Annotated in this window: 16 protein-coding genes; 11 read left to right on the forward strand and 5 right to left on the reverse strand. The window is 65.3% G+C overall.

Features of this window, described 5'->3' with window-relative positions:
• Nucleotides 1-169 precede the first annotated feature (169 nt).
• The 8 genes from NG898_RS10115 (at nucleotide 170) to NG898_RS10150 (ending at nucleotide 7,039) form a co-directional block, all read left to right on the forward strand.
• Complete coding sequence (locus NG898_RS10115) at nucleotides 170-934, forward strand: ABC transporter substrate-binding protein (RefSeq protein ID WP_252692179.1); 765 nt, start codon at nucleotides 170-172, stop codon at nucleotides 932-934.
• Nucleotides 935-954: 20 nt separating this feature from the next.
• Nucleotides 955-1,626: an ectoine/hydroxyectoine ABC transporter permease subunit EhuD gene (ehuD, locus tag NG898_RS10120; protein ID WP_252692180.1), complete on the forward strand. Its 672-nt coding sequence runs from the start codon at nucleotides 955-957 to the stop codon at nucleotides 1,624-1,626.
• A gap of 2 nt (nucleotides 1,627-1,628) precedes the next feature.
• A complete protein-coding gene (locus tag NG898_RS10125) occupies nucleotides 1,629-2,390 on the forward strand; it encodes an amino acid ABC transporter ATP-binding protein (RefSeq protein WP_252692508.1) in 762 nt (253 codons plus the stop codon).
• Nucleotides 2,387-3,697: an NAD(P)/FAD-dependent oxidoreductase gene (locus NG898_RS10130; RefSeq protein ID WP_252692181.1), complete on the forward strand. Its 1,311-nt coding sequence runs from the start codon at nucleotides 2,387-2,389 to the stop codon at nucleotides 3,695-3,697. Before NG898_RS10125 ends, NG898_RS10130 begins: the two co-directional genes overlap by 4 nt.
• A gap of 75 nt (nucleotides 3,698-3,772) precedes the next feature.
• Nucleotides 3,773-4,162, forward strand: coding sequence for a hypothetical protein (locus NG898_RS10135; protein WP_252692182.1), 390 nt, complete (start codon nucleotides 3,773-3,775; stop codon nucleotides 4,160-4,162).
• 88 nt (nucleotides 4,163-4,250) lie between these two features.
• Nucleotides 4,251-5,039 carry a COG4705 family protein gene (locus NG898_RS10140; RefSeq protein ID WP_252692183.1) on the forward strand — a complete coding sequence of 263 codons (789 nt, stop codon included), beginning with the start codon at nucleotides 4,251-4,253 and terminating at the stop codon, nucleotides 5,037-5,039.
• An 18-nt stretch (nucleotides 5,040-5,057) separates the two neighbouring features.
• Nucleotides 5,058-5,723: a response regulator gene (locus tag NG898_RS10145; RefSeq protein ID WP_252692184.1), complete on the forward strand. Its 666-nt coding sequence runs from the start codon at nucleotides 5,058-5,060 to the stop codon at nucleotides 5,721-5,723.
• A complete protein-coding gene (locus tag NG898_RS10150; protein WP_420803690.1) occupies nucleotides 5,699-7,039 on the forward strand; it encodes an ATP-binding protein in 1,341 nt (446 codons plus the stop codon). The genes NG898_RS10145 and NG898_RS10150 overlap by 25 nt, the downstream gene beginning before the upstream one ends.
• 18 nt (nucleotides 7,040-7,057) lie before the next feature.
• On the opposite strand, the gene NG898_RS10155 is transcribed toward NG898_RS10150, so the two are convergent.
• Both NG898_RS10155 and NG898_RS10160 read right to left on the reverse strand, forming a co-directional pair.
• Nucleotides 7,058-7,921 carry a DMT family transporter gene (locus tag NG898_RS10155; protein WP_252692186.1) on the reverse strand — a complete coding sequence of 288 codons (864 nt, stop codon included), beginning with the start codon at nucleotides 7,919-7,921 and terminating at the stop codon, nucleotides 7,058-7,060.
• Between the two features lie 359 nt (nucleotides 7,922-8,280).
• On the reverse strand, nucleotides 8,281-8,553 hold the full coding sequence (locus NG898_RS10160) for a metal/formaldehyde-sensitive transcriptional repressor (RefSeq protein WP_252692187.1): 273 nt from the start codon (nucleotides 8,551-8,553) through the stop codon (nucleotides 8,281-8,283).
• Nucleotides 8,554-8,651: 98 nt separating this feature from the next.
• Here NG898_RS10160 and NG898_RS10165 point away from each other — a divergent pair, with 98 nt between their 5' ends.
• Both NG898_RS10165 and NG898_RS10170 read left to right on the forward strand, forming a co-directional pair.
• The gene (locus NG898_RS10165) at nucleotides 8,652-9,779 is read left to right on the forward strand and encodes a nickel/cobalt efflux protein RcnA (RefSeq protein ID WP_252692188.1); all 1,128 of its coding nucleotides are present in this window, start codon (nucleotides 8,652-8,654) and stop codon (nucleotides 9,777-9,779) included.
• Nucleotides 9,780-9,989: 210 nt separating this feature from the next.
• Entirely contained in the window at nucleotides 9,990-10,298 is a 309-nt protein-coding gene (locus NG898_RS10170) for a hypothetical protein (RefSeq protein WP_252692189.1), read from the forward strand.
• Between the two features lie 60 nt (nucleotides 10,299-10,358).
• Here the strand turns inward: NG898_RS10170 and NG898_RS10175 are convergent, their stop codons facing one another.
• Nucleotides 10,359-11,255 carry a LysR family transcriptional regulator gene (locus tag NG898_RS10175; RefSeq protein WP_252692190.1) on the reverse strand — a complete coding sequence of 299 codons (897 nt, stop codon included), beginning with the start codon at nucleotides 11,253-11,255 and terminating at the stop codon, nucleotides 10,359-10,361.
• A gap of 94 nt (nucleotides 11,256-11,349) precedes the next feature.
• Here NG898_RS10175 and tam point away from each other — a divergent pair, with 94 nt between their 5' ends.
• Nucleotides 11,350-12,129: a trans-aconitate 2-methyltransferase gene (tam, locus tag NG898_RS10180; RefSeq protein WP_252692191.1), complete on the forward strand. Its 780-nt coding sequence runs from the start codon at nucleotides 11,350-11,352 to the stop codon at nucleotides 12,127-12,129.
• An 85-nt stretch (nucleotides 12,130-12,214) separates the two neighbouring features.
• On the opposite strand, the gene NG898_RS10185 is transcribed toward tam, so the two are convergent.
• Nucleotides 12,215-13,051: a bifunctional allantoicase/(S)-ureidoglycine aminohydrolase gene (locus NG898_RS10185; protein WP_252692192.1), complete on the reverse strand. Its 837-nt coding sequence runs from the start codon at nucleotides 13,049-13,051 to the stop codon at nucleotides 12,215-12,217.
• A 165-nt stretch (nucleotides 13,052-13,216) separates the two neighbouring features.
• A complete protein-coding gene (argC, locus tag NG898_RS10190) occupies nucleotides 13,217-14,149 on the reverse strand; it encodes an N-acetyl-gamma-glutamyl-phosphate reductase (RefSeq protein WP_252692193.1) in 933 nt (310 codons plus the stop codon).
• Between the last annotated feature and the right edge of the window lie 59 nt (nucleotides 14,150-14,208).

Below are 14,208 nucleotides of genomic sequence, written 5' to 3' on the forward strand. Positions count from 1 at the left end.
AACGGGCAAAGAATCGCATATCGATTCGTATACGTCGATTAGTGGTTTTCCATAGTTATTTATCGATTCGATACGTTCGAATATTGGCACAAGCATTGCATCACGTTGAGCCATTCCCCGTGCATGCGCGTTCGGGGTGCGTCTTTTTTCCGTTGCCTGGAGGATTGCCATGTCTGTTGTCACCACCTTCCGTCGCGCTGCACTGGCGTTGTGCATGCTCGGCACCGCATCGTTTGCCTGGGCGCAGGGCGCGCCGGCCACCTACAACGTCGGCGCCACAGCCACGGGCGTGCCGTTCACGTTTCTGGACGTGAAGACGAATTCCATCCAGGGGATGATGGTCGACACCGTGACGGCCGTGGGCAAGGCGGGCGGCTTCAACGTGAACGTGCAGCAGACGGTGTTCTCGGCGCTCATTCCGTCGCTCACGTCCAACAAGATCGACATCATCTCGGCGGCGATGCTCAAGACGCCGGCGCGCGCGCAGGTGGTGGATTTCTCCGACCCGGTCTACTCGTACGGCGAGGGCCTGATCGTCAAGGCTGACGACGCCAAGAACTACGCCACGCTCGATGATCTGAAAGGCGAGGTGGTCGGCGCGCAGGTGGGCACGGTGTTCCTCGACATGCTCAACAAGAAGGGCATCTTCAAAGAAGTGCGCAGCTACGACTCGGTGGCCGACATGACGCGCGACCTGGCGCTGGGCCGCATCAAGGCCGGCCTGGGCGATCAGCCGATCATCGCGTACCAGATTCGCCAGCACGCCTTCCAGGGTGTGAAGCTCGCTGCCGGCTACAAACCCGCCAACGTGGGCGATGTGTGCCTGGTGGTGCGCAAGGGCGATACCGAAACGCTCAACCGCCTCAACAAGGCCATCGCCAAGATCAAGGCAGACGGCACGCTGGATGCCATCGTGAAGAAGTGGGGCATCTGATTTCGGATCGGTGATGCGCCATGAGTGTTGCAACGTTTCTTGAGAACGCGCAGGACTTCCTGCCGATCCTGCTGAAAGGGGCGGTGGTCACGGTTGAGGTGACCGTGCTGTCGTTCCTGCTCAGCAGCGTGATCGGCCTGGGGCTCGCGCTGATGCGTCTGTCGCCCGTCAAGGCCGTGTCTACGGCCGGGGCGACCATCGTCAACATCATTCGCGGGCTGCCGATCATCGTGCAGCTCTTCTACATCTACTTCGTGCTGCCGGACATCGGCATTCAGCTCACGGCGTTCCAGGCGGGCGTGATCGGGCTGGGCATTGCGTATTCGGCGTATCAGGCCGAGAACTTCCGCGCCGGCATCGAGGCTGTGGACCCCGGCCAACGCGAAGCCGCCCAGGCCATGGGCATGCGCGGCACGCTCATCATGCGGCGCGTGATCCTGCCGCAGGCGTTTCGCATTGCGCTGCCGCCGTACGGCAACACGCTGGTGATGATGCTCAAGGATTCGTCGCTGGTGTCCACCATCACGGTGGCGGAAATGACGCGCGCGGGGCAGCTCATCGCCTCGTCCACGTTCCAGAACATGACGGTCTACACGCTGGTGGCGCTGCTGTATCTGGTGATGAGCCTGCCGCTGGTGTTCGGCCTGCGCAAGCTGGAACACCGCCTGGGCGCAGGGAGGGCCAAACGATGAGCATGATCGAAATCCGCGATCTGCAGAAACACTTTGGCGAGCACCACGTGCTGCGCGGCGTGAGCCTGCATGTGGACAAGGGTGAGGTCGTCTGCCTGATCGGCCCGTCTGGGTCGGGCAAGTCGACCGTCCTGCGCTGCATCAACGGGCTGGAGTCGTACGACGGCGGCGAGATCCGGGCCTTTGGCGAACGCGTCGATCAACACAGCAAAACCATCCACACGCTGCGCAGCCGCATGGGCATGGTGTTCCAGCGTTTCAATCTGTTCCCGCATCGCAGCGTGCTGGAAAACGTGATGGAAGGCCCCGTCTACGTCAAAGGCGAACGCCCCGAAGCGGCGCGTGCCAAGGCGATGGCGCTGCTGGAGAAGGTGGGCCTCGCCGCCAAGGCGCAGGCGTATCCGGCGCAGCTCTCCGGCGGCCAGCAGCAGCGCGTGGCGATTGCCCGCGCGCTGGCGATGGAACCCGAGGCGATGCTGTTTGACGAGCCCACGTCAGCGCTCGACCCCGAACTTGTCGGCGATGTGCTGGAGGTGATGCGCGCCCTCGCCCGCGAAGGCATGACGATGATCGTCGTGACGCACGAGATGGGTTTTGCGCGCGAGGTGGCGGACCGCGTGTGCTTTTTGCACAGCGGCACCATCGTCGAAGAGGGGCCGGCTGCCCAAGTGCTGGGCGCCCCGCGTCAGCCGCGCACGCAGGACTTTCTGCGCCGCGTGCTGCACAAACCCGCCGATGCTCCCGCCGGGGACCTCGTGCCATGACGCAGCAGCAACTCGACATGGCTGCAAACGGCGAGCCGCTGCCGCCGTCGCTGTGGGCCGCCACAGCACCCGCTGCGCCGCCCACGCCTGCGTTGATGGAATCGATCACCACCGATGTGCTCGTCATCGGCGGTGGATACACGGGACTTTCCACCGCGCTGCATCTGGCCGAGCGCGGCACGCAGGTCACCGTGCTGGAGGCCAACGAGCCGGGCTGGGGTGCTTCCGGGCGCAACGGCGGGCAGGTCAATCCCACGCTCAAGCATGACCCCGATGAATTGGTGAGCCTGTTCGGCGCGGCGCGTGCCGAACCGTTGATCGACACCATCTCACGCTCCGCCGATCTGGTGTTCGATCTGATCGACCGGCACCGCATCGACTGCCAGCCCGTGCGCGCGGGTTGGCTGCAGCTTTCGTATTCGGACAAGGCCGTGCCGGCGCTGCATGCGCGCGCACGGCAGTGGGAAAAACGCGGCGTGCCGGTAGAAATGCTCGACCGCGCCGCCGTCGCGCGCCGGGTCGGCACTGAGGCGTTTGCAGGTGCGTGGCTCGACGGCCGCGCGGGCGGCATTCAGCCGATGGCGTATGCGCGCGGTTTGGTGCGCGCCGCACAGCAAGCCGGCGCCGCCGTGCACGGGCAGACCACCGTAACGGCGCTGGAGCGACAGGGCGCGCAGTGGATCGCCACCACCAGCACCGGCGCCGTGGTGCGTGCACAGCGCGTGGTAATCGCCACCAATGGCTACACCGGCTCGCTGTGGCCCGGCCTGGCACAGACGGTGCTTTCTGCCAACAGCTTCATCGTTGCGACCAAGCCGCTCAAGACGGCGGATGCACAAGCCATCCTGGCGCGCGGCGAAACGGCTTCCACATCGCAACGGCTGCTGCTGTATTTCCGCAAAGATGCAGCCGGGCGCCTGCTGATGGGTGGACGCGGCTTCTTTTCCGAGCCGCGCGACGCGCAGGATTTCGCACACCTCGAACGCTCACTGGAGCTGCTCTTTCCACAACTCGGCCCGCTGGAATACGAGTACCGCTGGGCGGGCCGCATCGCCATCACGCGCGATTTCATGCCGCACATCCACGAGCCCGCGCCTGGCATCACGATGGCGTTGGGCTGCAACGGGCGCGGCATCGCGCTGTGCACCAGTCTTGGCCAGCACATCGCCGCACGGCTTGCGGGCAGTGGAGAGGCGTTTCCGTATCCCGTGTCGCCCATCACGCCAATCCCGCTGCATGGGTTGCAGCGCTTCTACATTGCGGCGGGCGTGGCGTGGTACAGCCTGCTCGACAAGCTCGGCGGCTGAGCGCGCATTGCCGCCACAGGCCGATGCGGCATGGTCTAGGATGAAGAATCTTTTTCGTCACATCCTGGGGGACCCATGTCGCATCGCCGCCGTCTTGCACTCGCCTTCGCGGGTGCTGCGCTGTTTGCTGCCGCCACGCCTTCCTTCGCCTATTTCCGTAACGTGCTGGCCAGCACCATCATCGGCTCGATGAGCCCGACGGAGTTGAAGTCGTTTACCAAGGCCATTGGCGATGTGCTGAAGAGCACCGCAGACAACACGCCTGCGCAATGGACATCACCCGCCAAAGGCAGGCAACCCGCCATTGACGCGACCATCACGCCGCTGGAATCCAAGACCGACGCAGGGCAATCGTGCCGCCGCTTGCAGAGCGAGCTGGCACGCGGCAGCAGCAAGGAACAGTGGACGGCATGGCTGTGCAAGCAGCCGAGCGGGGAATGGAAGTTGCGGCGGCTGGCGCAGTAAGGCATCGGCCACCGGGCGGCTATGGATCATCTAAGTCTGCCTCGGCAGACTGGTGCGGAATCTCCCTCCACCTCTCTGGAGAATCCGCATGACCCTCTCCACACATACGCATACGCGCGAGCCCGCCGCCTCGCGCAGCAAATTGCCCGAAATCACCCTGGCGTTCTGGATCATGAAGATCAGCGCCACCACGCTGGGGGAAACCGCGGGCGATCTGCTCTCGATGACGCTCAAGATCGGCTACGCCGCCAGTTCGGTGCTGCTGATCGGCGTCTTTCTCGTCACGCTTGGCGCCCAGTTGCGCAGCAGGACGTATCACCCGCTGCTTTACTGGGCGGTGATCCTCGCCACCAGCACGGCGGGCACCACGCTGTCGGATTTCATGGACCGCACGCTGGGCCTGGGCTATGCCACCGGCGCCGCCATCCTCGCCAGCCTGCTGTGCGCTGTGCTCATCTACTGGAAGGTGACGCAGAAGTCGTTGTCGGTCACGCACGTGCGCAGCAGCGGGCAGGAGTTGCTGTACTGGTGCGCCATCCTCGTGTCCAACACGCTGGGCACGGCGCTGGGCGACTTCCTGGCCGATTCTTCGGGGTTGGGTTTTGCGGGCGGCGCCCTGCTCATTGCCGGGGCGATTGCGCTGATTGCGGCGGCGTATTATCTGACCGGCATTTCACGCGTGGCGCTGTTCTGGATGGCTTTTGTGCTGACCCGGCCCCTGGGTGCCACGGGCGGGGACCTGCTGACCAAACCCGTCAGCGCGGGCGGGCTGAACCTCGGCACGGCGGGTGCATCGGCCGTGCTACTGGCGATCCTGCTCATCACCATTGCCTTTACGAGTTGGCAGGCGCGGCGTGGCGCGCTGCAATCTGCCTGACCGTTCACCCGACACTGCATGCGAGTGCTCCTCGTTGAAGACGACCCGATGATTGGCGCGGCCGTGCAAGCCGCGCTGCAAGACGCCGCCTATGCGGTGGACTGGGTACGCAACGGCCAGACGGCGCTGGACGTGGCCGCGCATCAACACTACGACCTGCTGCTGCTCGATCTCGGCCTGCCAGGAAAGGACGGCCACGCGGTGCTCGGCAGCCTGCGCGCCCGCGACAACGCTGTGCCTGTGCTGATCCTGACCGCGCGCGATGCGGTGGATGAGCGCGTGCGCGGCCTCGACGGTGGCGCGGATGACTACATCCTCAAGCCCTTCGAGATGGTTGAGCTGCTCGCCCGCATGCGCGCCGTCCTGCGACGCAGGGGCGGGGCAGCGAGCCCCGTGCTCACCAATGGCGTGCTGACGCTCGACCCCGCCGCACACGAAGCGCGCATGGGCGATGCCGAGCCGATCCGCCTGTCCGCGCGCGAGTTCGCGTTGCTGCAGGCGCTCATGCTGCGGCCTGGCGCCATTCTTTCTCGCACAGAGCTGGAAGAGCGCATCTACGGCTGGGGCCATGAGGTGGCAAGCAACGCGGTGGAATTTCTCATCCACGCCTTGCGCAAGAAGCTCGGCGCGCAGGCCATCAAGAACGTCAGGGGGGTGGGATGGATGGTGCCCAGGGGGCAATGACAGCGGCCGCGTCTACGGCAGCATCCGTGCAGCGGCGGCTGTCGGTGTGGCTGTCGGTGATCATCGTGGCGGTGGCCGTGCTGGCCGGCGGCTTTGCGTTTGCCTCGGCCTTCCGCGAAGCGTATGAATTGCAGGACGACGTCTTGCGTCAGGTGGGGGCGATGTTCGACCTCGCGCATCTGCCCGCCCCCGGCAACCCGGCCGATGCCCCCAAGGTCTCGGACAAAGAGGCTCGCGTGATCGTCCAGGTGTTGCCGCCGGCCGACGGTTTGCCGGCGGCCAACATGCCCGTGCTGGCCGACGGCATGCAGACCGCGCGCCTGGGCAAGCGCGACTACCGCGTGTGGGTCCGCACGCTTGCCAACGGCAAGCGTATCGCCGTGGCGCAAGAGACCGCCGTGCGCGACGAAACCGCCCGCGACAGCGCTCTGCGCACGTTGATGCCGTTCCTGATCCTCGTGCCGATCCTTCTGCTGGCTGTCGCACACGTGTTGCGCAAGATGTTCTCGCCCATCAAGCGGCTCGCGCATGAGGTGGACCAACGCGACGAGCGCCAACTGCATGCCATCGCGCCCGAAGCCGTGCCCGATGAGGTGCGCCCGTTCGTGGTGGCCATCAACCGGCTGCTTGCGCGCGTGCAGCAGTCCATGGATGCACAGCACCGTTTCGTCGCCGATGCCGCGCACGAGTTGCGCACGCCGCTGTCTGCGCTGTCGCTGCAGGCCGAACGGCTCGGCCAGGCCGCCATGTCGCCCGATGCGCAGGAGCGGCTCGGCACGCTGCGCCAGGGCATCGAACGTAGCCGCGGGCTGCTCGAACAACTGCTGGCCCTGGCACGTGCGCAAGAGGCCACTGGCGTGCCGACGGCCACCGTCTCCGTCCAGCGCGTGTTCCGCAGCGTGCTCGAAGACCTCATGCCGCTGGCCGACGCCAAGCAGCTCGACGTGGGCGTCACCTCTGAAGCCGATGCGCACGTACATGCCAACGAACTCGATCTCTTCGTCGTGGTACGCAACCTCGTGGACAACGCCATCCGCTACACGCCGGAAGGCGGACGCATCGACCTGTCGGTAGCCAATGACGCGCGCGTTGTGTCGATTGCCGTGCAGGACACGGGCCCCGGCATCCCCACCGACGAGCACGCACGCGTGTTCGACCCGTTCTACCGTGTGCTCGGCAACGAGGCGACCGGCTCGGGGCTTGGCCTGTCGATTGTGAGCACCGTAGTGCGACGGCTCGGCGGAGAGGTCGAACTGGGCGAGGCCAGTGGTGGTGCCAGCGGATTGCGGGCGACGGTGCGGTTGCCGACCGCCTAGCGGCAACCGCACACCGATCTACCGCCGCGCCCGAAACGCCACCGCCAACCCCAGCAGAATCATCGCCATCCCCGCCATTGCAACGGGCGCAAGGCGATGCCCCAGCACAAGATCATCCAGGAGCGCCGTGACCACTGGCACGAGGTAGAACAGGCTTGTCACGTTGACGAGGTTGCCGCGCTGCATGAGCCGGTAGAACAGCAACTGCGCCCCCACCGACATCACCACGCCCATCCACAACAAAGCGGCGATGCCCGGCAGGTTCGGCGTGAATGCCAGTGATTGCGCGGGCAGCGCCAATGCAAACCCCACACACAGCACGAAGCTCACCGCGTTCTGCAACGGCAGCGTAGCGATGGGCGACTGGTTCAGCCGCTTCTGGCCGATGGCGCCAACCGTCATGCAGAGAAGCGCGGCCAGCGCATAGCCGAGACCGGCCATCGGCACCTGCTGCGCATCGGCCCCGCCCACCACGAGCGATAGGCCGCCCAGCGCAAGCACGAGGCCCGCCATGCGCCGAACAGACCACGTGCGCTCGGTCGCCAGCAGCGTGAGCAGCGGCTGCACGCCGAGCACCGTAGCCAGCAACCCGGGCGTGAGGCCGCGGTCCAGCGCGAGCAGATAGCAGATCGAATAGCCGCCAGTCAGCAACGCACCGGTGGCCGCCACCTTCAGGCGTGACCCCGGCGCCGGCCACCACCGTCCCCGCCGGAGGCCAAGCCCCGCCAGCACCAAAGACGCGAGCGCAAAGCGCCCAACCAGAAACGCGAACGCTGGGACATGCTGCACCCCGATCTCCGCAAAGATTGCGCCGCTGCTCCACAGCAGCACGAATAGAACCGTCGCGCCGGACCCTGCTAGCGCGGCTTGCATGGAACGCATACCACTCACCTGTCGAAAAGAGATGTCGGGTTCCGGCGCGCAGGCGAGCGCCTGCCTCGGGCGTGTGCCCGAGCCTGGTTCAGGTCAACCGGAAACGAAGCGGCTGAGAATCAGCCGAGAGCGGGCGGAAGCGGCGGCGGCTGTGCGCCGATCGCGTCGTAGCCCCAAGACACGACAGGAGGAGGGAAGGGCCCGGGCTGCACGCACACGTCATCCACGCGGGCGCGATGGCCGGCGGCGAGGAGGGTGGCGTGAAGTCGGGACATGAAGACGAAGATTCGGAGAATCGAAGAATCAGAATTGGCCGATGGCGTTCGAGCAGCGTATCGGCATCGTGCGCATGGCGCAAGGGCGGCGCGCTACTTCAGGTACGACTTGATCACTTGCATCACCGTGTCGAGATCTTCCTGGCGCTGCGCCTCGGCGGGTTCCTTCACCACGTGATCCGTCAGGTGGCCTTCGATGACCGCCGCCATCAGCCCGTTGACCGCTCCGCGAATGGCCGCAATCTGCTGCAGGATGGCCGTGCAATCGCCCTCGTCGGCGAGTTGTTTTTCCAACGCAGCGGCTTGCCCCTGGATACGCCGCACGCGCGCCAGCAGCTTGGCTTTGTCGCGGATGGTATGGGCCATGGGTCGGATATCGAGGTGGTGTAAATGACGCGGGAGGGTAGCATCACTATACTCGGGGGGAGTATATTTCGCCTACCCGAATTGATCGACTGCCATCCATGACCGCCTTCACCACCCTGCTGCAGCAAGGCAACGCCTGGCTGTTCGTTCCCAGTGCGATCCTGCTGGGTGCGCTTCATGGTCTGGAGCCCGGGCATTCCAAGACGATGATGGCGGCGTTCATCGTTGCTATCCGCGGCACGCTCACGCAGGCGGTCTTGCTCGGGCTGTCGGCCACCGTGTCGCACACGGCGGTGGTGTGGGCGGTGGCCATGGCTGGCCTGTACTTCGGCCGCAACTGGAACGCCGAAACCACCGAACCGTATTTTCAAGTGGTGTCTGCCGTGCTGATCGTGGCCGTGGCAGCGTGGATGATGTGGCGCACCTGGCGCAGTACCCACGCGGCGCACGACCACGACCATCATCACCATGATCACGATCATGGCCATGACGAGGTTCAGCGCATCGACACCGGTCATGGTGTCGTGCAATTGGCGATTTTCGAAGACGGCGTGCCGCCGCACTTTCGGCTGACGCGCGAAGGCACGCGCGGCACCGCATGGTCGGCCGCGCAGGTGCAGATCGTGACCGAGCGCCCCGACGGCAGCCGGCAAACCTTCCGCTTCGTCCAGCGCGACGGCTTTCTGGAATCGGAGCAATCCATTCCGGAGCCGCACGCGTTTGTGGCGCGCCTGTCGCTCGGGTCCGAACACCATCGGCATGACTATGACGTCACGTTCACCGAGCATGACCACGAGCACAACCACGACCATAGCGGGCTCGATGTGTCATCTGCCGAATACCAGGACGCCCACGAACGCGCGCACGCCAACGACATCCGCCGCCGCTTCGCCAACCGTGAAGTGACCACCGGCCAGATCATCGTGTTTGGGCTCACGGGCGGGCTGATTCCCTGCCCGGCGTCGATCACCGTGCTGCTGTTGTGCCTGCAACTCAAGAAGATCACCCTGGGCGCAGCGCTGGTGCTGTGCTTCAGCATCGGGCTGGCGCTCACGCTGGTGGCGTCTGGCGCGCTGGCCGCGCTGAGCGTGAAACACGTCTCCAGGCGCTGGGGCGGCTTTGGTGAATTCGCACGCAGGGCGCCGTACTTCTCTGGCGTGTTGATCGCCCTCGTGGGGCTCTACGTGGGGTGGCAGGGCGTGCACGGCTTGATGCAACTGCCGTAGCAGCGTCCGCATTTTTCGCAAGGGCTGCATCCATTGCCGCACGGGCTGCGTATCTGCAGGTACAGGCTGGTGCGGCAATTTTTTCGTCGATGCAGTGTCAGGTTTGCATGCGCACCGCGACCAACCTGTGGGATCCGGGCGGCCACGCTCCGCCAGCGATCCGATGGGATGCCGCCTCCGGCGGCACATTCACCGCACGAGGAGTTCACCATGCATACCCGCCGCATTTCCCAGGCCTTGCTTGCCACGCTTTCCGCTTCTGCCGCGCTGTTCATCGCGCAACCAGCCTCGGCCGCGCAGGCCAAGTACGATCCGTACACGCAAGGCGCCGTCGACAAGACGGACCCGTTCACGCAAGGTGCGGACCGCCAGGCCGATACCTATGGCTATCTGTCGTGGAAGTACGATCGCTTCGATCCGTATGCGCAGGGCGCGGATCGGCAATCCAGCGCACACGATGTGCTCGCATGGCGCGGCGATACGCGTTACCCCAGCACCACGGACGGCGCAAGCGCGTGAATGGCTGCGTATGGCATGAGACGGGCCGCTGTGAGACACGGCCGCCCGTCTGTGCCGGCATCACGTCGACGGTGTTGCCCCCTCGACGATCCGGTCATACAGGGCACGCGCTGCAGGCGATAGCTGCGCCGCCTTGCGCGTGACGAGCACCAGCGTGCGCGACACTTCCGGTTCGACCAGTTCCACCGTGCGGATCATCGGATACGCATTCTTCTGAAGCGCAAGACGCGGCACCACCGCCGCGCCCAGCCCTTCCGCCACCAGCCCGAGCGCCGTTGAACTGCGCTGCACCTCGTAGAACGAATGCAGCGTCACGCCGTTCGCCTTGAGCGCGCCGTCGAGCAGGCTGCGGTTGCCGCTGACCTCGCCGGCAAAGATGAGCGGGTGGGGCTGCAAGGCTTGCCACCGGATGCGGCGGCGCTTGGCCAGTGGATGATCGTCGCGGCAGACAAGGACGTACGGATCGCTCGTCAGCGGCACGCTCACCAACTCCGGATGCTGGTCGCCCGCAATGCTGATGCCGAACTCGGCCTCACGCCGCAGCACCGCTTGCAGCACAGACGCCGATGCATGGTCGAGAATCTTCACGCGATCGTGCGGGCGGTGCTCTGAGAACGCGCGCAGGATGCGCGGCAGATATTGCACGCCCACCGTCGGCACGCACGCGATCGTGATGTCGCCGCGTTGGCTCAGGCCGGTCTCGCGAATCTCCGTGAGCGCATCGGACAACTCGTTGAGCAGACGCCGCGCCTGCGGCAGGAAGCGCTCACCGATTTCCGTCAGCTCGGTCCGGCGCGTGGTGCGCTCCACCAGTGCGACACCCAGAAACGCCTCCAACTTGCGCAGGCGCTGCGTGATCGCAGTCTGCGTCACGTGCAGGGTTTCAGCGGCTTGCGTAAAGCTGCCGCACTCCGCAATCGCCACAAATGCCTGCACGCCCAGCGTATCGATTTTCATCAGCGTTGTGAATCAATCCAGAAATTGAATTCATTTTACTGATCGATCGGGAAGCCGGACACTCCGTGCATCGGCAAACAACAAGGAGCGCACCGTGACGACCCCACACGATTGGTACGCAAAGCAGTACGTACAATTCGAGGATGAGCGCACGCGCCCCGTCCGGGACCTGCTCGCCGCTGTGCCGCCCACGCCCATCCATATCGCCATCGACATTGGCTGCGGACCGGGCAATTCGACGGAAGCGCTGATAGCGCGTGCGCCCGCGGCAGCTGTTCGCGGCACCGACGCCTCGGCCGACATGATTCAAGCCGCACGCAAGCGCCTGCCCGAGGTGCGCTTCGATGTCGCCGACATTGCTGCGTGGGATGAGCCGGGCGCGTACGACCTGATCCTCGCCAATGCGGTGCTGCAATGGCTGCCGGCGCATGAAACGCTGTTTCCGAAGCTGATCGGCAAGCTGGCGGCGGGTGGCCACCTGGCCGTGCAGATGCCGGACAACCTCGATGAACCGGCGCACCGCCTGATGCGCGAAGTGGCCGCTGCGGGACCGTGGGCCGGCAAGCTCAAGGGTGTGGAGCGCACGGAGCGCTTCGATGCACGCCGCTATTACGCGCTGCTCGCGCCGCTGTGCTCGCGCGTCGACGTGTGGCGCACCACGTACATGCACCCGCTGCAAGGCGGCGCGGACGCGGTGGTGGAATGGTTCAAGGGCAGCGCGTTGCGGCCGTTCCTGGCGGCGTTGAGCGAGGACGAACGCCCCGCGTTCCTATCGCGCTATCGCGACGCGATCGCCCAAGCCTATCCGGCCTTCAACGATGGCACGGTGTTGCTGCCCTTCCCGCGCTTGTTCATCGTGGCCACGCGCAAGTAAGTGAACCTGCAGAAACAGAAACGCCAGCCATGAAAAAAGCCCGCCGGTACCGCCAGCGGGCTTTTTTGTCCGACCTCTGGTTCGCTTAACGCGACGGGTTCAGGGTCAGGTTCATGTGACGGTTCACATCCTTGTACAGCAGGTAACGGAAGCGGCCGGGGCCACCCGAATAACAGGCTTGCGGGCAGAACGCGCGCAGCCACATGAAGTCGCCGGCTTCGACCTCGACCCAGTCCTGGTTCAAGCGATAGACGGCCTTGCCTTCAAGCACGTACAGGCCGTGTTCCATCACGTGGGTTTCGGCAAACGGAATCACGCCGCCCGGCTCGAACGTCACGATGTTGACGTGCATGTCGTGGCGCATGTCGCTCATGTCGACAAAGCGCGTGGTCACCCAGGCGCCGTTGGTGCCCGGCATCGGGATCGGCTCGACGTCCTGTTCGTTGGTGACGAAGGCTTCCGGCAGGGGAATGCCATCGACGAGCTGGTAGTGCTTGCGGATCCAGTGGAAGCGCACCGCGGCATCGCTGACGTTGTGCAGCGTCCAGTCGGCGCCCGGCGGAATGAACGCGTAGCCGCCCGGCGTGAGCGTGTGCTTCGTGCCCTGCAGCGTCAGCTCGGCCTCACCTTCAACGACGAACAGCACGGCTTCGGCGTTCTTGTCCTGCTCGGGCTTGTCGCTGCCGCCGCCCGGGTTCACTTCGACGATGTACTGCGAGAAGGTCTCGGCAAAACCCGAGAGCGGGCGGGCGATCACCCACAGGCGCGTGTTGGTCCAGAACGGCAGCCAGCTCGTGACGATGTCGCGCATCACCCCCTTGGGGATCACCGCGTACGCCTCGGTGAACATCGCGCGATCGGTCAGCAGATCCGTCTGCGGCGGATGGCCGCCATGCGGCGCGTAATACGTGGTCTTAGACATATTGCATTCAGGCAATGGGTTGGTCCGGCCGCGGGCGCAAACAGCATCAGGCAGTTCGTTCACGGGCGGCGTTGACGATAGCGAAGTCACTCACAATCGACCAATTAAATGTTGCGATGACTTCCATTCGATTTGCCACTACCCATCGACGGAGCGATACGTAAATCAGCGCGCCAGCATCAGGTCCAGGTTCTGTACCGCCGCCCCTGAGGCGCCCTTGCCAAGGTTGTCAAACACTGCCGTGAGCAAAACTTGACCATGCTGGTTGGCGAACACGCCCAGACGCATGTCGTTGGTGCCGTTGAGCGCCTGGGGGTCCAGATGCGGCAAGGCCGACGGCGCCTGCAGCGGCATCACGTCCACATGCTGCGCGCCAGCGTAATGGTCGGTCAGACACGCGTGCAGCGCGGCCGCGTCAACACCAGCGTTGAGCAGGCGCAGTTCCAGCGGCACCGTCAGCACAATGCCCTGGCGATAGGCGCCGTAGGCCGGGACGAACATCGGCCGCTGCGTGAGCCCTGCGTGCAACTGGATCTCCGGCGTGTGCTTGTGCGCCAGGCCCAGCCCGTACACCTGGAACGGCAATGCGTTCGCCGCATCCGGCCCCTCGTAGGTTTCCACCGCAGTGCGGCCACCGCCCGAATAGCCGGACACCGCATGAATGCTGATCGGGTAATCCGCCGGCACGAGGCCCGCCTGCACGAGCGGGCGCAGCAGCCCGATCGCACCAGTGGGGTAGCAGCCCGGATTGGTCACGCGCGACGCGGCGGCAACGCGATCGGCTTGCCCTTCGCTCATCTCCGGAAAGCCGTACACCCAGCCCGGCGTGGTGCGGTGCGCGGAGCTGGCGTCGATCACGCGCACGCTCGGGTTGACGATGGCCGCGACCGCATCGCGCGCAGCCGCATCGGGCAGGCACAGGATGGCGATATCGCAGGTGTTGATGGCCTCGGCGCGGCGTCGCGCATCTTTGCGCGCGTCGGCGGGAAGCGTGAGCAGTTTCAGGTCCTGCCGCTCCACACGGCCGCGCAGGCGCTCGTGAATCTGCAGGCCGGTGGTGCCTTGGTCACCATCAATGAAGACGCGGGGAGTGGACATGGCGGGGCGCTCCAATAGAAGAAAGAAGAGGGCGGTGAATGCGACCCCCCATCTTCGAG

The organism is Ralstonia mojiangensis (genome assembly GCF_023955645.1).
In the GTDB taxonomy this organism is placed as follows: Bacteria; Pseudomonadota; Gammaproteobacteria; order Burkholderiales; family Burkholderiaceae; genus Ralstonia; species Ralstonia mojiangensis.